Below are 18,177 nucleotides of genomic sequence, written 5' to 3'. Positions count from 1 at the left end.
AGGAGGCATCCCGCACTTCGGCTCAGGGGGAGTAGGAGAAGAAGATGGGTTCCGAACGACAGGCTCGACTGGCGGACCGCATCCGCGTGCTCATCGCGGAGCGGCTCGAGAAGGGGCTGCGCGACCCGCGGCTCGGTTTCGTGACGATCACGGACGTCCGGGTGACCGGCGATCTGCAGCACGCGTCGGTGTTCTACACCGTGCTCGGCAGTGAGGAGGAGCGGCTCGCCTCGGGCGCCGCCCTGAAGTCGGCGACCGGCATGATCCGCAGCGAGATCGGACGCCAGCTCGGTGTTCGCCTCACTCCCACGCTCGAGTTCATCCCCGATGCGCTTCCCGACAACGCCGGGCACATCGAGGACCTGCTGCGCGAAGCGCACGAGCGCGACGCGCAGGTCGCGGGCCTGGCGGCCTCGGCATCCTTCGCCGGTGAGGCCGACCCGTACGTCAAGCCCCGCGAGCTGGAGCTCGAAGAGGACTGAGCGGCTTCCGCCGAGAGCCGCCGATTCAGTCGGATCCCTCGTGGATCCTGCTGAATCGGCGGCTTCTTGCCGAGGGCGTTCAGGCGGGGAGGCGCAGCATGCCGTCGTCGGCCTCGGCGAGTCCGTCGGCGATGAGCGAGTCGATCGCGCGGTCCCGCTGCGCCGGGTCGGGCCAATCGGCGATCACTTCGTCGAGCGGGACGGATGCCGCCGCCCGCAGTTCTCGCAGCACGGCTCCGCGCGCCTGCCGGTCGCTGCCCTCGTAGCGGGCCTGCCGGCGGGGTGCGTCCGCGTTGTCCGGGCTCCCCGCGAGCCGCCACGCGCACATATGCGCGAGTGGGCATACGTCGCAGTCCGGGGTGCGGGCCGTGCACACGAGAGCGCCGAGTTCCATCGCGGCCGCGTTCACCACCGCGGCATCCGGAACGCTCGCGGGCAGGATGCCGCTCATCCGGTCCAGGTCCCGGCGACCGGGGGCTCCCGGATGCGCCTGACCGAGCACGGCCCGCGCCAGCACTCTCCGGGTGTTGGTGTCCACGACCGGATGCCGGTCGCCGTACGCGAAGACCGCCACCGCGCGCGCGGTGTAGTCGCCGATGCCGGTGAGGGCGAGGAGCGCCCCGACATCGCGGGGGACGACGCCGTCGTGCCGGTCGCGGATCTCCACGGCCGCCTGGTGCAGCCACAGGGCGCGGCGGGGGTATCCGAGGGTCGACCACGCCCGCACCGCCTCGGCGGGGGCGTCGTCGGCGAGGGCGGTCGGAGTCGGCCAGCGCGTCAGCCAGGCATCCAGATGGGGGATGACGCGGTTCACCGGAGTCTGCTGAAGCATGAATTCGCTGACCAGCACGCCCCACCCGCCGTACCGCGCCCGGAACTCGGCGCGACGCCAGGGCAGATCGCGCGCGTTCTGCCGGTACCACCGGATCAGTGGCGGGGCGAGTTCGGGCATCCGTCCAGCCTAGGCTGGATGCATGCGCCTGCCATCCACCCCCGCCACCGAGCTGCAGCGCGCGCTGCGCGACGAGGCGCGGTCCCGTTTTCCCGGCGGCCGGGTCGTGATCGCCGTGCACGGACCCGACACCGCGGCCTTCGCCGCCGGCCTCGCCGACGTCTACCGCGAGGGCGACATCGCCGTGTTCCGGGCGCACATCGCCGACTTCCAGCGCCCCCGTGCCGACCGCGCCCGCGAGACGGGAGCGGGGCGCTACGACCTCGCGACGCTTCGTCGCGTGCTCATCGATCCGTTCCGGGATGCCGCCCACACCTCGGCGACCACGGGCTTCCAGCTCGCCGCGTTCGACGCCGTGCGCGACATGCCCGCCGCCGCCCGCTGGGTCACGGGGCCGGCCGATGCGACGCTGCTGGTCGACGGCTCCGACCTGCTCGACTTCCGTCTCGAGGGCTTCTGGGACTGGCGGATCGACCTCTCCGGCGATGCGGACAGCGTCGCCGAGGCGGTCGTCGACGTGACCGACCCCGCCGATCCGAAGCGGGTGCGCTGATGGGGCCGTCCGGCATCCTGCTCGTCGACAAGGCGGGCGGGATGACCAGCCACGATGTCGTCGCACGGGCGCGACGGGCTCTGAAGACCAAGAAGATCGGCCACGCCGGAACACTCGACCCGATGGCGACGGGGCTGCTCATCCTGGGAGTCGGCCCGGCCACGCGCCTGCTCACCTTCATCGTCGGCCTCGACAAGACGTACGAGGCGACGATCAGGCTGGGGGTCTCCACCGACTCCGACGACGCGGACGGCGAGGTCACGCGGACGACCGATGCCGCCCACGTCGCCGACGCGCAGATCGAAGCCGGCATCGCCCGCTTGCGCGGTCCCCTCAGCCAGGTCCCGAGCACGGTCTCCGCGATCAAGGTCGGCGGCCGTCGGGCCTACGACCTCGCGCGGCAGGGCGAGGAAGTGCAGCTGAAGGCGCGCGACGTCGTGATCTCGCGCTTCGAGGTGCTCGGCATTCGTCGCACAGACCACGCGGGCGAGACCGCGATCGACGTGGACGTCGTGGTGGACTGCTCCAGCGGCACCTACATCCGCGCCCTCGCCCGCGACCTCGGCGCCGACCTCGGTGCGGGCGGGCACCTGACAGCGCTGCGCCGCACGCACGTCGGGCCCTTCGCCGTCGCCGACGCGCAGCCCGTGCCCGATCGCGACCGACTCGAAGACAGCGACCTGGGCGACCACCTGCGTCCGCCCGCCGAGGTGGCGGCATCCGTCCTGGGCGGCGTGCAGGTCACGGCCGAGCAGGCCCGGGACCTCCGCCACGGAAAACGGATCGCGCTGCCGGATGCCCCGGCCCGCGCCGCCGCGATCGCGCCCGACGGCTCGCTCATCGGCGTCGTGGAACGGCGGGGCCCGGCGGTGAAGAGCGTCATGAACATGCCCGAACCCGAAAGCCCGGAGCAGCCCGCATGATCACCTGGTTCACCTACGTCGAGGTCGCCGTCGCCGCGCTCGGCGGTCTGCTGTGCGTCATCCTCGGACTCGCGGGGCGCCGCCCGAGCGACCTCACCGTCGGCATCCTGGCCTTGATCGAACTGCTGCTGATCGTGCAGGTCGTCATCGGGATCGTCGCGCCCCTCACCGGCAACCCGCCCACGGGGAGCCTGCTCGAGTTCTGGGTGTACGCGGTCTCGGCGGTGCTGATCCCGCCCGCCGCGGTGGTGTGGGCGCTGCTCGAGCGCAGCCGCTGGAGCACGGTGATCATGGGCGTCGCGGCGCTCGCGATCGCGGTGATGGTGTGGCGCATGCACGTCATCTGGACGGTGCAGGGCGCCTGAGGAGACGCGCGGCGCACGCCGGTAGAATTGGCGGAATCATGCCTTCCCCATCTCACGGTGCGGCCGAGACCGCGCCGCCCCGTCGCCGCCGGATGACCGGCATCGGTCGTGTCCTGGTCGTCGTCTACGCGATCCTCGCGCTGGGCGCGACCGGTCGCTCCTTCGTGCAGATCGCCGAGCGCTTCGATCAGGCGCCGCTGGCCTTCTCGCTGTCCGGCGTGTCCGCCGTGGTGTACATCGTCGCGACGCTGGCGCTCGTCCTCGGCGCCGGATCCCGCATCTGGTACCGGATCGCCTGGGTGACGATCAGCTTCGAACTGATCGGCGTGCTCGTCATCGGCACCCTCAGCCTGGTGCAGCCGACGCTGTTCCCCGAGGCGACCGTGTGGTCCTACTACGGGATCGGCTACCTCTTCGTCCCGCTGGTGCTGCCCTTCTTCGGAGTCTGGTGGCTGATCACGCACCCTCCGGTCGAGACGCCGAAGGATGCCGCGGCCGAACAGGTCGTGTCCGGCTGATGATCGTCTTCGACGCTCCGGAAGCCGTTCCGGCGGACTTCGGCCCGTCGGTGGTCGCGGTCGGCAAGTTCGACGGCGTGCACGCCGGGCACCGGGCTCTGCTGCAGCGGGCCCGGCAGGATGCCGAGCGGCTCGGCGCGAAGGTGGTCGCGGTCACGTTCGACCGCAATCCGCTGCGCACCGTGCGCCCTGAGATCTGCCCCGACGACGTCATCGGACCGAGCCAGAAGCTCGACCTGCTGGCCGAGGCCGGCGCCGATGCGACGCTGCTGCTGCGGTTCGACCAGCAGCGCGCCGCACAGGAGGCGTCCGAGTTCATCTCCGAGGTGCTCGTCGACGCCCTGCACGCGAAGGTGGTGCTGGTCGGCCGCGACTTCCGGTTCGGCCACCGTGGTGCCGGCGACGTCGCGCTGCTCGAGTCGGCCGGTGCCCAGGCGGGCTTCACCGTCGACGTCGTCGGCGACATCCGTCCGGACTCCGCCGAGCGCCGTGTCTCGTCCACCTGGGTGCGCGAACTCGTCGCCGCCGGCGACGTCGCCGGTGCGACGACGCTCCTCGGGCGCGCTCCGTCGGTGCGCGGCGACGTCGTCCACGGCCTCAAGCGCGGCCGCGAACTCGGCTACCCGACGGCGAACATCGGTGGCGAGGTGGAGGGACTGATCCCCGCCGACGGCGTGTACGCCGGGTGGCTCGTCGACGGTGCGGCGCGGTATCCCGCGGCGATCAGCGTCGGCACGAACCCGACGTTCGACGACGTCCACCACCGCCAGGTGGAGGCCTACGTCCTCGACCGGGACGACCTCGACCTGTACGACCACCGCGTCGACGTCGAGTTCACCGAGCGCATCCGCGGGATGGTGGCCTTCGACGGCATCGGCCCGCTGCTGGCGCAGATGGCCGACGACGTGCAGCGGGCCCGCGGCATCCTGGCCTGACCCGGCGCGGCTGAGCTGTTGACAGCCGGCATCCTGCCGGTCTACGCTGAACTGTAATCGATTACACTTCAGCGGGGCGGGAATGGCGACGATTCAGGACGTGGCGACGGCGGCGGGCGTGTCCACCGCGAGCGTCTCGCGGTACCTCGCCGGCCAGACGGTGCGCGCCGCCACCGACATCGCGCGCGCGGTCGACGAGCTCGGCTATCAGCCCAACGTCTCGGCGCGCAACCTCCGCACCGGCCGCCACGCCGCGATCGGCGTCATCGTGCCCGACGTCACCAACCCGTTCTTCGCCGCGCTCATCAAGGGAATCGAGCAGGAGGCGCGGACCGCAGGGCTGCAGATCCTCCTCGGCAACAGCGACGAAGACCTCGAGCAGGAGAACGCGCTGATCGGCGAGCTCTCGCAGCGCACCGACGGCATCATCATCGCCCCGCTCGTCGAAGACGGCCGCTCCGCCGAAGACGTGGCGAGGCTGCGGCTTCCGGTGGTGTTCGTCGACCGCGAGTCGCGCGAGCGTCGCGACGTCGACCGGGTGATGGTCGACAACCTCGAGGGCACCCGGCTCGCGGTGGCGCATCTGGCCGCCCTCGGGCACGAGCGCATCGCGTTCATCGGCGGCCCGCTGTCGTCCACGCCCGGGCGCGAGCGCCACGCCGGGTTCCGGGCGAGCATGGCGGCCCGCGGGATGCCCGTCGACGAGGCGCTTGTGGTGGTTGCGGATTTCCGCGAGTCGGGCGGCCACGATGCCATGCGCGCACTGTGGCGGTCGCGTCCGACGGCGGTGTTCGTCGCGAACAACCTCATGACCATCGGTGCTCTGCGCGCCCTCGACGAACTCCAGGTCCGCGTGCCCGCCGACATCTCCGTCGTCGGATTCGACGACCTGTCGTTCGCCCCGCTGCTGCGCCCGCCCCTGACGGTCGTGCGCCGGCCGGAGGTCGAGCAGGGCGCGACGGCGGCGCGGCTGCTCCTGGACCGCATCGGCGCAGAACCGGGTGCCGATCCGGTCATCCTGACCCTGCCCGTCGAGCTCGTCGTGCGCGGCTCGACGGCCGGCCCACCGCGAGAGAGGGCGGCCCACCATGGCTGAACGGGCCATGGCCGAACATGGGCGATTGAGACATCATGAGTCTGACGAGCTCGGACTCGACGAAGAGGAAAGAGGAACGATGACCTCCACCGACCTCGCGGTCACATCCGACCGCGCTCGGGAACTGATCGGCGGCGAGTCGGACGACGCGACGCTGCGGCGGTTCCTGCACGGCCTGCCCGGAGTGGATGCCGTGGGGCTGACGCAGCGGGCAGATGGCCTCGGCACCCGGTCGATCAAGACGACGTCCAAGGCGTGGGCGCTCGACAAGATCATCTCGCTGATCGACCTGACCACCCTCGAGGGTGCCGACACCCCCGGCAAGGTGCGCTCCCTGGTGTCCAAGGCCGTGCATCCCGATGCCTCCGACCCGTCCACCCCGCAGGTCGCCGCGGTCTGCGTGTACGGCGACATGGTGCCCGCCGCGGTCGAGGCGCTCGGCGCCCGCCACGGCGACCCCGACGACGGACTCGTGTCGGTGGCCGCGGTGGCCACGGCATTCCCGTCGGGGCGGGCCTCTCTCGCGGTGAAGCTCGCCGACACCGCCGACGCGGTCGCCGCCGGCGCGGACGAGATCGACATGGTCATCGACCGCGGCGCGTTCCTCGCGGGCAACTACGGCAAGGTGTTCGACGAGATCGTGCAGGTCAAGCAGGCCTGCGTCAGGCCCGACGGCACGGCGGCATCCCTGAAGGTCATCCTCGAGACCGGTGAGCTGAACACGTACGACAACGTGAAGCGCGCGTCGTGGCTGGCGATCCTCGCCGGCGGCGACTTCATCAAGACCTCCACCGGAAAGGTGGCGCCGGCCGCGACGCTGCCGGTGACACTGCTGATGCTCGAGGTGGTGCGCGACTGGCACCGCCTCACCGGCGAGAAGATCGGCGTCAAGCCCGCGGGCGGCATCCGCACCGCGAAGGATGCCGTCAAGTACCTCGTCACCGTCGCCGAGACGACGGGGGAGGAGTGGCTGCAGCCGCACCTGTTCCGCTACGGCGCGTCGAGCCTGCTCAACGACGTGCTGCGTCAGCGGCAGAAGCTGGCCTCCGGCCACTACACCGGCACCGACTACGTGACGATCGACTGAGGACCCGAACAATGAGTTTCCTGGAATACGCCCCCGCCCCCGAGTCGCGGTCGATCCTGAGCCTGCGCGACGAGTACGGACTGTTCATCGACGGCGAGTTCCGCCCCGGCACCGGCGGCACGTTCACCACCATCTCACCGGCCGACGAGTCCCACCTCGCCACGATCGCGCAGGCGAGCGAGGATGACGTGGATGCCGCCGTGCGGGCCGCCCGGCGCGCCTACGACAAGGTCTGGTCGAAGATGTCCGGGCGCGACCGCGGCAAGTACCTCTTCCGCATCGCGCGCCTCGTGCAGGAGCGGGCCCGCGAGCTCGCCGTCGCGGAGAGCCTCGACAACGGCAAGCCGATCAAGGAGTCCCGCGACGTCGACGTGCCGCTGGTCGCCGCGTGGTTCTTCTACTACGCCGGCTGGGCCGACAAGCTCGACTACGCCGGACTCGGCGCGAACCCGCGTGCGCTCGGGGTGGCCGGCCAGGTGATCCCGTGGAACTTCCCGCTGCTGATGCTGGCGTGGAAGCTCGCGCCGGCACTGGCCGCGGGCAACACGATCGTGCTGAAGCCGGCCGAGACGACGCCGCTCACGGCGCTCATCTTCGCGGAGATCCTGCAGCAGGCCGACCTTCCTGCCGGCGTCGTGAACATCGTCACCGGCGCAGGCGCCACGGGGGCCGCGGTCGTCGCGCACCCGGACGTCGACAAGGTGGCCTTCACCGGGTCCACGGCGGTCGGCCGCGCGATCGCACGCCAGGTCGCCGGCACCCCCAAGAAGGTCACGCTCGAGCTGGGCGGCAAGGCGGCGAACATCGTGTTCGACGACGCCCCGATCGATCAGGCTGTCGAGGGGATCGTCAACGGGATCTTCTTCAACCAGGGGCACGTGTGCTGCGCAGGCAGTCGCCTCCTCGTCCAGGAATCCGTCCACGACGAGGTCCTGGACCGCCTGAAGGATCGCCTGTCGACGCTGCGCCTGGGCGACCCGCTCGACAAGAACACCGATATCGGCGCGATCAATTCGGCCGAGCAGCTGGCGCGCATCCGCGAGCTGTCCGCGGTCGGCGAGGACGAGGGCGCCGATCGCTGGACGGCCGACTGCGTCATCCCCGACAAGGGATTCTGGTTCGCGCCGACCATCTTCGACAACGTGCAGACCTCGAGCCGCATCGCGCGCGAGGAGATCTTCGGCCCGGTGCTGTCGGTGCTGACCTTCCGCACCCCCGACGAGGCGATCGCGAAGGCGAACAACACGCCGTACGGCCTGTCGGCCGGCATCTGGAGCGACAAGGGCTCCCGCATCCTCGCCGTCGCCGACCGCCTGCGTGCCGGCGTCGTGTGGGCGAACACGTTCAACCGTTTCGATCCGTCGAGCCCGTTCGGCGGCTACAAGGAGTCCGGCTACGGCCGGGAGGGCGGCCGTCAGGGCCTGCTCGCGTACCTGAAGGGGGCAGGCGCATGAGCAAGCGGCTGACGATTCCGAAGACCTACAAGCTGTTCGTCGGCGGCGCCTTCCCGCGCTCCGAGTCCGGTCGGGTGTACGCGGTCGAGGGTCCCAAGGGCGCGTTCCTCGCGAATGCGGCCAAGGCGTCGCGCAAGGATGCCCGCGACGCCGTCGAGAAGGCGCGTGCCGCGGTCAAGGGCTGGTCGGGTGCCACCGCGTACAACCGCGGACAGGTGCTCTACCGCGTCGCAGAGGTGCTGGAGGGCCGTCGCGCCCAGTTCATCGACGAGATCGTCGCGCAGACCGGCGTGAGCGCCGCGGCCGCCGGCGCCGAGGTCGACGAGGCGATCGACCGCTGGGTCTGGTACGCCGGATGGTGCGACAAGTACGTCCAGGTCACCGGAGCGCTGAACCCGGTCGCCGGCCCCTACTTCGACATCTCGGTGCCCGAGCCCACCGGCGTCGTCGCTGTGATCGCTCCGCAGGAGAGCGCGCTGGTCGGCTTCGTCTCGGCGGTCGCCCCGGCGCTCGTCGCCGGGAACACCGTCGTGGTCGTGGCGTCCGAGCGGCATCCGCTCTCGGCCATCAGCCTCGCCGAGGTGCTCGCCACCAGCGATGTGCCGGGCGGAGTGGTGAACGTGCTGACCGGTTCCGCGGCCGAGATCGCGCCGTGGCTGGCATCCCACCCCGACGTGAACGCGCTCGACCTCGTCGGCGCCGGTCACATCGACTGGGTCGACCTGCAGATCCGGGCGGCCGAGACCCTCATGCGCGTGCTCCCGCCCGAGCCGGGAGCGGATGCCGCGACCCCGAGCCTGGAGCGCATCACCGCGTTCACCGAGGTCAAGACGGTGTGGCATCCGAAGAGTCTGATCTGATCACCGGGGAGTCCGTTCCGGACTGAGCACCGCCGCCCTCGCCAACCGCGGGGGCGGCTGTGCGCGGCGGGTTGCGGATGCCGAGCAGCGAGCAGACACCGCCCACCGCGAACATGGCCGCGGTCACGATGATCGAGCGGTGCAGGCCGATGACGGTGATCGCGCCGCCCGCGATGACGCCGAGCATCGCCACCGTGAGAAGACCGGCGATGCGGGCGACAGCGTTGTTGACGGCCGAGGCGATGCCCGACCGCGACGGGTCGATCGCCCCGAGCACGGCGGACGTGAGGGGCGCGACGGTCAGCGCCAGGCCGAGCCCGAAGACGATCATCGACGGCAGCACCTGCAGCCAGTAGTTCACGTCCGCGGTGACGGTCAGCTGCAGCAGCGTGCCGGCGGCCATGACGAGCGGCCCGAGCGTCATGAACAGGCGTGGGCCGAAGCGGCCGGCGAGCGTGCCGAAGCGTTCGCTCAGCGCGACCATGATGATCGTGGTCGGCAGGAACGCCAGGCCGGCGAGGGTGGCCGGCCACCCGGAGACCTGCTGCAAGAAGACGCCCAGCACCAGGCCGGCGATGCCGAGCGCGCCGTAGATGAACGCGGTCGCCACGTTGCCGGCCCAGAAGTTCCGCACGGTGAACAGGCTCAGGGGCATGAGGGGGAACCGGGCCGTGGCCTGCCGCACGAGGAAGCCGATGAGGGCCGCGCCGCCGATGACGGCGCTGCCCCAGATCAGGGGATTGCTCCATCCGAGGCGATCCTGCTCGATGAGGGCGAAGACGATGCCGCCGAGGCCGACGGTGCACAGCACGGCACCGGCCCAGTCGACCTTCGCGTCGGGGTTGCGCACGTCGGGGTGGTGCAGGATGGCCAGGAGCCACAGGGTGACGGCGATCGGCAGCACGTTGATGAGGAACGCGTACCGCCAGGAGAGCAGGTCGACGAACCCGCCGCCGAGCACCGGGCCGACCAGCAGCGCCGCCGTGGTGGATGCCGTCCAGATGCCGATCGCGCGCGCCTGCGCCGGGCCTCGGAACGTCGAGGTGATGAGAGCCAGGGAGCTCGGCACGAGGAGGGCTCCGGCGATGCCCTGGATCGCGCGGGCGATGATGAGGAACAGCGGGTCGGGCGCGGCGGCGATGGCGATCGAGGCGGCGCCGAAGCCGATCAGCCCCACGCGTAGGATCAGGGCGCGTCCGAAGAGGTCGCTGAGCGAGCCCGCGACGAGGATCAGCGCCCCGAGCGTCACGAGGTAGGCATCCACGATCCACTGCTGGGTCGTCAGCCCGCCGCCGAGTTCGCGCTGCATCGCGGGCAGCGCGACGTTCACCACGGTGCCGTCCAGGAATGCGACGAAGGACGCCAGGATCGCGATCCACAGGACGAGCCGTTCCGCACGATTCATCGCCACGTCGCCACCATAGACCCGGGCGGGCACATCGGGGGCGGACCGGGTGGCGAGGAATACCCCTGGGGGGTATCATGTTGGGGACGGTGGAAAGGAGCGACATGACCACCGCATCCACGACCGCCTCCCGCGAGGCGCACGAGAACCGCGAGGCCGTCCTCGACATCGAGGGCATGACCTGCGCGAGCTGCGTCGCGCGCGTCGAGAAGCGCCTCCAGACGGTGCCCGGCGTCACCGCGGCCGTGAACCTGGCCACGGAGTCCGCGAAGGTGAGCTTCCCCGTCGACGTCGACGCCGACCGGCTCGTCCAGGCGGTGCGCGAAGCCGGGTACGACGCCCGGGTGCGTCCGGCACCGGGGCAGGATGCCGCCTCCCGCGAAACGTCGGACGCCTCCGTCGAGGCATCCGACGCGCACGCGCACGGCGGGCCGCTGCGCACGCGTCTGATCGTCAGCGCCCTGCTCGCCGTCCCGGTCGTGGCCCTGGGCATGATCCCCGCGCTGCAGTTCCCCGGGTGGCAGTGGGTGTCGTTCGCACTGGCCACCCCGATCGTCCTGTGGGGCGGATGGCCGTTCCATCGCGCCACCTTCGCGAACGCGCGGCACGGCGCGATGACCATGGACACGCTGATCACCCTCGGCACCGGGGCCGCGTACCTCTGGAGCGTGTGGGCGCTCCTGTTCGGCACCGCCGGCGAGGTCGGCATGGTGCACGAGGCCACCCTCTTCGCGCCAGACGCCGATCCGACGTCGATGGTGTACTTCGAGGTTGCGGCGGCCGTCACCGTGTTCCTGCTGCTCGGCCGGGTCATCGAGCAGCGTTCGAAGCGGCGTGCCGGCAGCGCCCTGCGCGCGCTCATGGACCTCGGTGCCAAGGACGTCGAGCTCGCCGACGGCCGCCGCGTGCCGATCGACGAGTTGCTCATCGGCGACGAATTCGTGGTGCGCCCCGGCGAGAAGGTCGCCGCCGACGGCGTCGTCGTCGCGGGGGAGGCGGCGGTCGACCAGAGCATGCTCACCGGCGAGTCGGTGCCGGTCGACGTCGCACCCGGTGCGGAGGTGACCGGGGGCACGATCGCCGCCGACGGCCGACTCCGGGTTCGCGCGACCGGCGTCGGCGCCGACACGCGCCTGGCCCGGATGGCCCGCCTCGTCGAAGACGCGCAGGCCGGCAAGAGCCGGGTGCAGCGTCTCGCCGACCGCATCTCGGCCGTCTTCGTCCCCATCGTGATCGCACTCGCCGTGCTCACGTTCGCGGGGTGGATGCTCGCGGGGCAGCCGGTCGCCGCCGGCTTCACCGCCGCGGTCGCCGTGCTCATCGTCGCCTGCCCGTGCGCCCTGGGCCTTGCCACGCCCATCGCGATCCTCGTCGGAACCGGGCGCGGCGCGCAGCTGGGCATCCTCATCACCGGTCCCGAAGCCCTCGAGCAGGCCGATCGCATCGACACCGTCGTGCTCGACAAGACGGGGACCGTGACCACCGGCGAGATGACGCTCGGCGACGTGACCACCGTTCCCGGTGTCTCGCGTGACGAAGCGCTCGCCGTGATCGGCGCGCTGGAAGCCGTCTCCGAGCACCCCGTCGCCCGCGCCATCGCCGATGCCCGGCGGGGGGAGGAATCCGTCGACGGCTTCCGCTCGCACGCCGGACGCGGCGTCACCGGCACCGTGGGCGATCTGGCGGCCTTCGCCGGAAAGCCCGCCTTCGCGGCCGAGAGGGGCGCGACGATCCCCGCCGACCTGGTCCCGGCCGTGGCCTCGGCGGAGACGGTCGGCACCGCGGTCGTGGCCGGGTGGGCGGATGCCGACGGTGTGCCGCGGGTGCGCGCCGTGTTCGCCGTCGCGGACGGCATCCGACCCGACAGCGCCGACGCGATCGCACGCCTGCGCGACCTCGGTGCCGACGTCGTCCTGCTCACCGGCGACAACGAGACCGTCGCGCGGGCCGTTGCCGCCGAGGCCGGCATCCCGACCGTCGTCGCCGGCGTGCTGCCGGAGCAGAAGGTCGCCGAGATCGAGAGACTGCGCGCCGAGGGGCGACGCGTCGCGATGGTGGGCGACGGCGTGAACGACGCCGCGGCCCTGGCGACCGCCGACCTCGGCATCGCGATGGGCGGGGGAGCGGATGCCGCACTCCACGCGAGCGACATCACCCTGGTGCGCTCGGGGCTCCCGGCCGCGGCCGACGCCCTCCAGCTCAGCCGCCGCACGATGCGGATCATCCGCGGGAACCTGTTCTGGGCGTTCGCGTACAACGCGGCGGCGATCCCGCTGGCCGCGCTCGGCCTGCTCAACCCGATGATCGCCGGGGCGGCGATGGCGTTCTCCAGCGTCTTCGTCGTTCTCAACAGCCTGCGCCTGCGCCGGGCGGTCTGACTCCTGCGGGCGATTTGCACAGGAAGTCGCGTCGTAACCTGAAGGCCGGCGCCGGCGGGGTACACTAGGCGGCGGGGATTGTCGCACATCCGTGCGTGCGCCGGGCATCGAAGATGCCGAGACAGCGCATCGGCTGCATCTTGCGGCACCCCGCCCTCTGCGCATGACAGCCGCGGAGGATGCCCACCGGGACTTCCCCATGTTCCGGTCTTTCCGCTCAGGAGGAGCATGTCGACCACGGTCGAAGCGGCTTCGAAGAAGCAGGCCGCCCCCAAGTCCGCGCCGCGCCGGCGCTCGTCGTCGCGCCGTGACGACGAAGCCCCGCTGATCCCGATCCTGGCGCGCAAGGTGCGCGAGGTCGAGGCGAAGGCCCAGCGCGGCAAACTCGGACCCACCAACCGCGTGAAGTTCCAGGTGATCGCCTTCCTCGTCCGCGAGGAGCGCGCCCGCGTCAAGGCCGACCAGCAGCTGACGGATGCCTCCCGCGCCGAGCAGCTCAAGCGCCTCGACGGCGTCGCGACGATCCTCGCCAAGACGGCGGCGCGCGACACGTCGCTCATCCAGCTGCTCGAGGTCGACCAGGCGACCTCGCCGGTCGCGAAGCGCATGCGCCGCGACTGGCTGATCGAGTCGGGCGCCGAGCTCGCGCCCGATGAGCTGATCATCACCGACACCGCTCCCGCGACGCCCACCGTGGTGCCGGCGGCGCTGGCCGACCGCCAGGTGACGCCGCCGCAGATCGAGGCGCGCAAGGAGTCCAACCCGTTCCTCGCCCCCGACCTCACGACGCGCTCCACCGCCCCGACCCCGCGTCGGCGTCTGGACGGCTGGGAGCTCATGGGACCCCTGTACAAGGCGTTCGAGACCGGCGCCGGCGGCGGTGCGGCGACCATGGACCTCCCCGAGGTGCCGGAGTTCGATCGGCTTTCGCCCAAGGGACTCGAGGTCATGGCGCACCAGTCGCGCTTCCTCGAGGCCGTGCGTGACGGGCATCGCTCGTTCCTGCTGGCCGACGAGCCCGGTCTCGGGAAGACCGCGCAGTCGGTGCTGGCGGCATCCGTCGCCGGGGCGTACCCGCTGCTCGCGGTCGTGCCGAACGTCGTCAAGATGAACTGGGCGCGCGAGGTGCAGCGCTGGACGCCGCACCGCCGCGCGACCGTGATCTCCGGCGACGGCGATGACATCGACGCGTTCGCCGACGTGTTCATCGTCAACTACGAGGTCCTCGACCGGCACCTGTCGTGGCTGGGCGACCTCGGGCTCAAGGGAATGGTCGTCGACGAGGCGCACTTCATCAAGAACCTGACGTCGCAGCGCTCGCAGAACGTGCTGGCGCTCGCCACGCGCCTGCGCGAGCAGAACCGCAATCCGCTGCTGCTCGCCCTGACCGGAACCCCGCTCATCAACGACGTCGAGGACTTCGACGCGATCTGGCGCTTCCTCGGGTGGACCAACGGCGAGAAGCCGGGTCCGGCGCTGATGGAGCGGCTGGATGCCACCGGGCTCACCCCCGCCGACAAGTCCTTCTACCCCGAGGCGCGCGCCGCCGTCATCTCGATGGGGATCGTGCGCCGCAAGAAGAAGGATGTCGCCGCAGACCTTCCCGACAAGCTCATCGCCGACCTCCCCGTCGAGCTCGACGACGAGTACGGCCGGTCGATCCGGCAGGCGGAGCGCGAACTCGGTCAGCGGCTCGCCGACCGGTATCGCCGGATCATCGCCTCGCGAAGCCACGTCGACCTCGGCCCCGGAGAGATCGACGACGACATCGTTCGCCTGGTCGCCCACAACGAGCTCGAAGAGTCCAAGGCCGCCGGCACCGGCAGCGAGAACGTCTTCACCATGGTGCGACGCATCGGCCAGGCCAAGGCGCAGCTGTCGGCCGACTACGCCGCCCAGCTGCAGCGCTCGGTCGGCAAGGTGGTGTTCTTCGCGAAGCACATCGACGTGATGGATGCCGCCGAGGCGCACTTCGCGGCCTCCGGCATCCGCACCATCTCGATCCGCGGCGACCAGTCCACGCCGGCACGCCAGCAGGCGATCGACGCGTTCAACAACGATCCCGAGGTGGGGATCGCGGTGTGCTCGCTGACCGCCGCCGGCGTCGGCCTGAACATGCAGGCGGCATCCAACGTCGTGCTCGCGGAGCTCTCCTGGACGGCCGCCGAGCAGACGCAGGCGATCGATCGCGTGCACCGCATCGGGCAGGACGAGCCGGTCACCGCGTGGCGCATCATCGCCGCGCACACGATCGACACGAAGATCGCCGAGCTGATCGACTCGAAGCAGGGTCTGGCCGCGCGGGCGCTGGACGGCGACGCCGTCGACCCGCAGTCCAGCGACTCCGTGCAGCTGTCGGCGCTCATGCATCTGTGCCGTCAGGCGCTCGGCGCCGCGTAGGCGCCGGGCCCCGGCGGCGGGGGGAGTCCGCGAAGGCGATAAGGTCTACTCAGGCAGCGTCGCCGACCACTCGTTTCTCTGCTCTCTGAACCGGCAAAGGACACTCTCCCCCATGAAGATCGGCATTCTCACGTCCGGCGGCGATTGCCCCGGGCTCAACGCGGTGATCCGCGGCGTGGTGCTCAAAGGCACGACCGCGTACGACCTGGAGTTCGTCGGCATCCGCGACGGCTGGCGCGGTCTCGTCGACGCGGACTTCTTCCCGCTCACGCGCCACGAGATCAAGGGCCTGTCCAAGGTCGGCGGCACGATCCTCGGCACCAGCCGCACGAACCCGTACGAGGGTCCGCGTGGGGGTGCCGAGAACATCAGCAAGACGCTCTACGGCCACCGCATCGACGGCGTCATCGCGATCGGCGGCGAGGGCACCCTGGCCGCGGCGAACCGTCTCGCGAAGGACGGCATCAACGTGCTCGGTGTGCCGAAGACGATCGACAACGATCTGCGGGCGACCGACTACTCGTTCGGTTTCGACACGGCCGTGAACATCGCGACCGACGCGATGGACCGCCTGCGCACCACCGGCGACTCGCACCAGCGGTGCATGGTCGCGGAGGTCATGGGCCGCCACGTCGGCTGGATCGCGCTGCACGCCGGCATCGCGGCCGGGGCCCACGTCATCTGCATCCCCGAGGTGCCGATGTCGATCGACGAGATCTGCGAGCAGGTCACGAAGGCCCACGACCGCGGGCGCGCGCCCCTGGTCGTGGTGTCGGAGGGCTTCACCCTCACCGGCATGGAGGAGGCGTACAGCGACAAGGGCCTGGACGCCTTCAACCGGCCGCGCCTGGGCGGCATCAGCGAGGTGCTCGCCCCCGAGATCCAGCGCATCACCGGCATCGAGACCCGCGCCACCGTGCTCGGGCACATCCAGCGCGGCGGTTCACCGTCGGCGTTCGACCGCGTGCTGGCGACCCGTCTGGGCCTTGCCGCCGCCGACGCGATCGTCGACGGCGCCTGGGGGCAGATGGTCTCGCTGCGTGGCACCGACATCGTGCGCGTGAGCTTCGAGGACGCCCTCGGCGAGCTGTCCACGGTTCCCCGCTACCGCTACGACGAGGCCGCCGCCCTCTTCGGCTGATCGCCGCCCCAGAACAGCAGGATGCCCGAGAACAAGCTGATCCGGATGGATCCGGCCTGTTTTCGGCCATCCGCCTGTTCCAGGCCGGCGGATGCCTGGTCGGCGGCATCCCGCCCCAGAACAGCAGGATGGCCGGGAACTGGCTGATTCGCCGGCATCCTGCCTGCTTTTGGCCATCTGCCTGTTTTCGGCCGGCAGGTGCCGGACGGTGGCATCCGAGTGTGGCTGGCAGGGTTTTCGGCAGGCGGCGCCTCGCCTCAGAACATCAGGATGGCCGGGAACAGGCTGAATCGCCGGCATCCTGCCTGCTTTCGGCCATCTGCCTGTTTTCGGCCGGCAGGTGCCGGACGGCGGCATCCGAGTGTGGCTGGCAGGGTTTTCGGCAGGCGGCGCCTCGCCTTAGAACAGCAGGATGGCCGGGAACAGGCTGATTCCCCGGCATCCGGACTGTTCTCGGCCATCTGCCTGTTTTCGGCCGCGGGTCCGGCGAAGCGGATGCCTCGGCCACCCGGAACACCCGCGCCCCAGAACAGCAGGATGTCTGAGGACAGGCTGATCCGGATGGATCCGGCCTGTTCTCGGCCATCCGCCTGTGGGCGGGTGCTCAGCGGCTGATGCGGTGCAACCCCTGCGCGATGGCCGTCAGCACGGACTCGAGGACATAGTCGGACTCGAAGAAGATCTGTTCGTAGTCGAAGCGCAGGGTCGTGTATCCGCGCAGGGCCAGACGTGCGTCGGCGCGGAGGTCGCGGCGCCGATCGGCCGCTCGATGGAACTCGAACCCGTCGAGCTGGACGACGAGCCGCTCGCCGATGAGACCGTCGACGGGATGCCCGTCGATGGAGACCTGCTGGCGCACCGAGACGCCGACGGAACGCATGAGCAGCGTGAAGCGCGTCTCCAGACCCGAGTCGGACAGGTCACCCGCGATCGACGCGAGATCGCGCGCCGCCGTGCTCGTCCAGGTGACTCTGCGGACCACCTCCGGTTCGACCCAGCCGCGGCGGAAGGCCGACTCCCAGACTGCGAGCGCATCCGCGCGTGGCAGGCAGCGGGCGATGTGGAACAGGACGTTCAGCGGCGCGTCCACGATGGCGAGGCGTGAAGTCGGGACGGGGCCGCGCGCCCAGTGCAGTGTGCGCTCACCCTCGGGCAAGCGCGACGAGCCTGGTGTGATCGCGACGTGGACGCCGCCGGAGTGCTGCGGTGTCCAGAGCCCGTGCAGTGCACCCGCGCTGACGCAGGTCAACCGGCCGGACACCTCTGCCGCGGCGGTGAGCTTCGGGTCGCAGGCCGGCAGGGCGATCCACGACCGCCGGATGCGGTGAACGGTGCCGGACGCCACGGCGGCGGCGACGACATGTTTGTCGAACCCGGCTTCGCGGGCATGGCGGGTGTGCGAGATGCCGCGGTGAGACGCGAGCCATCCGACGAGCGGGGGGACATCCTGACGAACCACTTCGCCATCGTCCGTGGATGCGGACGGCCTCGGCAACTGCTCTCGTGCGACCTGTGGATAACTCCGCTGCCCGGAAACAGCAGGATGGCCGAGAACCGGCCGCATCCCCCCGGATCAGCCTGTTCTCGGCCATCTGCCTGTTCTCGGCCGCGGACTCCCGCCTGAGGTG

General features: G+C 71.0%; 17 protein-coding genes. 13 read left to right on the top strand and 4 right to left on the bottom strand.

Annotation, left to right across the window (positions count from 1 at the left end):
* Nucleotides 1-44 precede the first annotated feature (44 nt).
* Nucleotides 45-482, top strand: a complete 438-nt coding sequence (gene rbfA / locus LK09_RS16395; RefSeq protein ID WP_039401923.1) for a 30S ribosome-binding factor RbfA — start codon at nt 45-47, stop codon at nt 480-482.
* 79 nt (nt 483-561) lie between these two features.
* Here rbfA and LK09_RS16390 read toward each other — a convergent pair whose 3' ends face one another.
* Complete coding sequence (locus LK09_RS16390) at nt 562-1,434, bottom strand: HhH-GPD family protein (protein WP_039401921.1); 873 nt, start codon at nt 1,432-1,434, stop codon at nt 562-564.
* Nucleotides 1,435-1,456: 22 nt separating this feature from the next.
* Between LK09_RS16390 and LK09_RS20915 the strand changes: the two genes are divergently transcribed.
* The 9 genes from LK09_RS20915 to LK09_RS16345 all read left to right on the top strand — a co-directional run bounded on the left by LK09_RS20915 (nt 1,457) and on the right by LK09_RS16345 (nt 9,225).
* A complete protein-coding gene (locus tag LK09_RS20915) occupies nt 1,457-1,987 on the top strand; it encodes a nucleoside/nucleotide kinase family protein (protein ID WP_052226906.1) in 531 nt (176 codons plus the stop codon).
* Nucleotides 1,987-2,910 carry a tRNA pseudouridine(55) synthase TruB gene (gene truB / locus LK09_RS16380; RefSeq protein ID WP_039401918.1) on the top strand — a complete coding sequence of 308 codons (924 nt, stop codon included), beginning with the start codon at nt 1,987-1,989 and terminating at the stop codon, nt 2,908-2,910. The genes LK09_RS20915 and truB overlap by 1 nt, the downstream gene beginning before the upstream one ends.
* The gene (locus LK09_RS16375; RefSeq protein WP_039401916.1) at nt 2,907-3,275 is read left to right on the top strand and encodes a hypothetical protein; all 369 of its coding nucleotides are present in this window, start codon (nt 2,907-2,909) and stop codon (nt 3,273-3,275) included. Before truB ends, LK09_RS16375 begins: the two co-directional genes overlap by 4 nt.
* A gap of 38 nt (nt 3,276-3,313) precedes the next feature.
* Nucleotides 3,314-3,793: a hypothetical protein gene (locus LK09_RS16370; protein ID WP_039401914.1), complete on the top strand. Its 480-nt coding sequence runs from the start codon at nt 3,314-3,316 to the stop codon at nt 3,791-3,793.
* The gene (locus LK09_RS16365; RefSeq protein ID WP_039401911.1) at nt 3,793-4,728 is read left to right on the top strand and encodes a bifunctional riboflavin kinase/FAD synthetase; all 936 of its coding nucleotides are present in this window, start codon (nt 3,793-3,795) and stop codon (nt 4,726-4,728) included. Before LK09_RS16370 ends, LK09_RS16365 begins: the two co-directional genes overlap by 1 nt.
* Before the next feature lie 82 nt (nt 4,729-4,810).
* Nucleotides 4,811-5,824: a LacI family DNA-binding transcriptional regulator gene (locus tag LK09_RS16360; RefSeq protein ID WP_039401908.1), complete on the top strand. Its 1,014-nt coding sequence runs from the start codon at nt 4,811-4,813 to the stop codon at nt 5,822-5,824.
* Between the two features lie 79 nt (nt 5,825-5,903).
* Nucleotides 5,904-6,911, top strand: a complete 1,008-nt coding sequence (deoC, locus tag LK09_RS16355; protein WP_039401905.1) for a deoxyribose-phosphate aldolase — start codon at nt 5,904-5,906, stop codon at nt 6,909-6,911.
* Between the two features lie 11 nt (nt 6,912-6,922).
* Nucleotides 6,923-8,365 (top strand): aldehyde dehydrogenase family protein, encoded by a 1,443-nt coding sequence (locus tag LK09_RS16350; protein WP_039401902.1) that lies wholly within the window; start codon nt 6,923-6,925, stop codon nt 8,363-8,365.
* Entirely contained in the window at nt 8,362-9,225 is an 864-nt protein-coding gene (locus tag LK09_RS16345; RefSeq protein WP_039401899.1) for an aldehyde dehydrogenase family protein, read from the top strand. Before LK09_RS16350 ends, LK09_RS16345 begins: the two co-directional genes overlap by 4 nt.
* Here LK09_RS16345 and LK09_RS16340 read toward each other — a convergent pair.
* On the bottom strand, nt 9,191-10,630 hold the full coding sequence (locus LK09_RS16340; RefSeq protein WP_082008335.1) for an MFS transporter: 1,440 nt from the start codon (nt 10,628-10,630) through the stop codon (nt 9,191-9,193). The genes LK09_RS16345 and LK09_RS16340 overlap by 35 nt on opposite strands.
* A 104-nt stretch (nt 10,631-10,734) precedes the next feature.
* On the opposite strand from LK09_RS16340, the gene LK09_RS16335 reads away from it, so the two are divergent.
* From LK09_RS16335 to LK09_RS16325, 3 genes are all read left to right on the top strand, one after another.
* Complete coding sequence (locus tag LK09_RS16335) at nt 10,735-13,008, top strand: heavy metal translocating P-type ATPase (RefSeq protein WP_039401896.1); 2,274 nt, start codon at nt 10,735-10,737, stop codon at nt 13,006-13,008.
* 228 nt (nt 13,009-13,236) lie between these two features.
* On the top strand, nt 13,237-15,408 hold the full coding sequence (locus LK09_RS16330; RefSeq protein ID WP_039401892.1) for a DEAD/DEAH box helicase: 2,172 nt from the start codon (nt 13,237-13,239) through the stop codon (nt 15,406-15,408).
* Nucleotides 15,409-15,520: 112 nt separating this feature from the next.
* Nucleotides 15,521-16,549 (top strand): 6-phosphofructokinase, encoded by a 1,029-nt coding sequence (locus tag LK09_RS16325; protein WP_039401889.1) that lies wholly within the window; start codon nt 15,521-15,523, stop codon nt 16,547-16,549.
* Here LK09_RS16325 and LK09_RS21595 read toward each other — a convergent pair.
* A complete protein-coding gene (locus tag LK09_RS21595; RefSeq protein WP_156138863.1) occupies nt 16,519-16,707 on the bottom strand; it encodes a hypothetical protein in 189 nt (62 codons plus the stop codon). The genes LK09_RS16325 and LK09_RS21595 overlap by 31 nt on opposite strands.
* A 446-nt stretch (nt 16,708-17,153) precedes the next feature.
* Nucleotides 17,154-18,008, bottom strand: a complete 855-nt coding sequence (locus LK09_RS16320; RefSeq protein ID WP_039401886.1) for a DUF559 domain-containing protein — start codon at nt 18,006-18,008, stop codon at nt 17,154-17,156.
* Nucleotides 18,009-18,177 lie beyond the last annotated feature (169 nt).

The organism is Microbacterium mangrovi (assembly GCF_000802305.1).
Lineage (GTDB): Bacteria > Actinomycetota > Actinomycetes > Actinomycetales > Microbacteriaceae > Microbacterium > Microbacterium mangrovi.
This window is presented reverse-complemented; position numbering and strand designations above follow the sequence as displayed.

Coding starts and splice junctions, on each gene's coding strand:
- deoC (WP_039401905.1), top strand. CDS start 5,904: ATGACCTCCACCGACCTCGCGGTCACATCCGACCGCGCTCGGGAACTG.
- LK09_RS16345 (WP_039401899.1), top strand. CDS start 8,362: ATGAGCAAGCGGCTGACGATTCCGAAGACCTACAAGCTGTTCGTCGGC.
- LK09_RS16390 (WP_039401921.1), bottom strand. CDS start 1,434: ATGCCCGAACTCGCCCCGCCACTGATCCGGTGGTACCGGCAGAACGCG.
- LK09_RS16330 (WP_039401892.1), top strand. CDS start 13,237: ATGTCGACCACGGTCGAAGCGGCTTCGAAGAAGCAGGCCGCCCCCAAG.
- LK09_RS16370 (WP_039401914.1), top strand. CDS start 3,314: ATGCCTTCCCCATCTCACGGTGCGGCCGAGACCGCGCCGCCCCGTCGC.
- LK09_RS16325 (WP_039401889.1), top strand. CDS start 15,521: ATGAAGATCGGCATTCTCACGTCCGGCGGCGATTGCCCCGGGCTCAAC.
- LK09_RS21595 (WP_156138863.1), bottom strand. CDS start 16,707: ATGCCGGCGAATCAGCCAGTTCCCGGCCATCCTGCTGTTCTGGGGCGG.
- truB (WP_039401918.1), top strand. CDS start 1,987: ATGGGGCCGTCCGGCATCCTGCTCGTCGACAAGGCGGGCGGGATGACC.
- LK09_RS16360 (WP_039401908.1), top strand. CDS start 4,811: ATGGCGACGATTCAGGACGTGGCGACGGCGGCGGGCGTGTCCACCGCG.
- LK09_RS16340 (WP_082008335.1), bottom strand. CDS start 10,630: ATGAATCGTGCGGAACGGCTCGTCCTGTGGATCGCGATCCTGGCGTCC.
- LK09_RS16365 (WP_039401911.1), top strand. CDS start 3,793: ATGATCGTCTTCGACGCTCCGGAAGCCGTTCCGGCGGACTTCGGCCCG.
- LK09_RS16335 (WP_039401896.1), top strand. CDS start 10,735: ATGACCACCGCATCCACGACCGCCTCCCGCGAGGCGCACGAGAACCGC.
- LK09_RS16350 (WP_039401902.1), top strand. CDS start 6,923: ATGAGTTTCCTGGAATACGCCCCCGCCCCCGAGTCGCGGTCGATCCTG.
- rbfA (WP_039401923.1), top strand. CDS start 45: ATGGGTTCCGAACGACAGGCTCGACTGGCGGACCGCATCCGCGTGCTC.
- LK09_RS20915 (WP_052226906.1), top strand. CDS start 1,457: ATGCGCCTGCCATCCACCCCCGCCACCGAGCTGCAGCGCGCGCTGCGC.
- LK09_RS16375 (WP_039401916.1), top strand. CDS start 2,907: ATGATCACCTGGTTCACCTACGTCGAGGTCGCCGTCGCCGCGCTCGGC.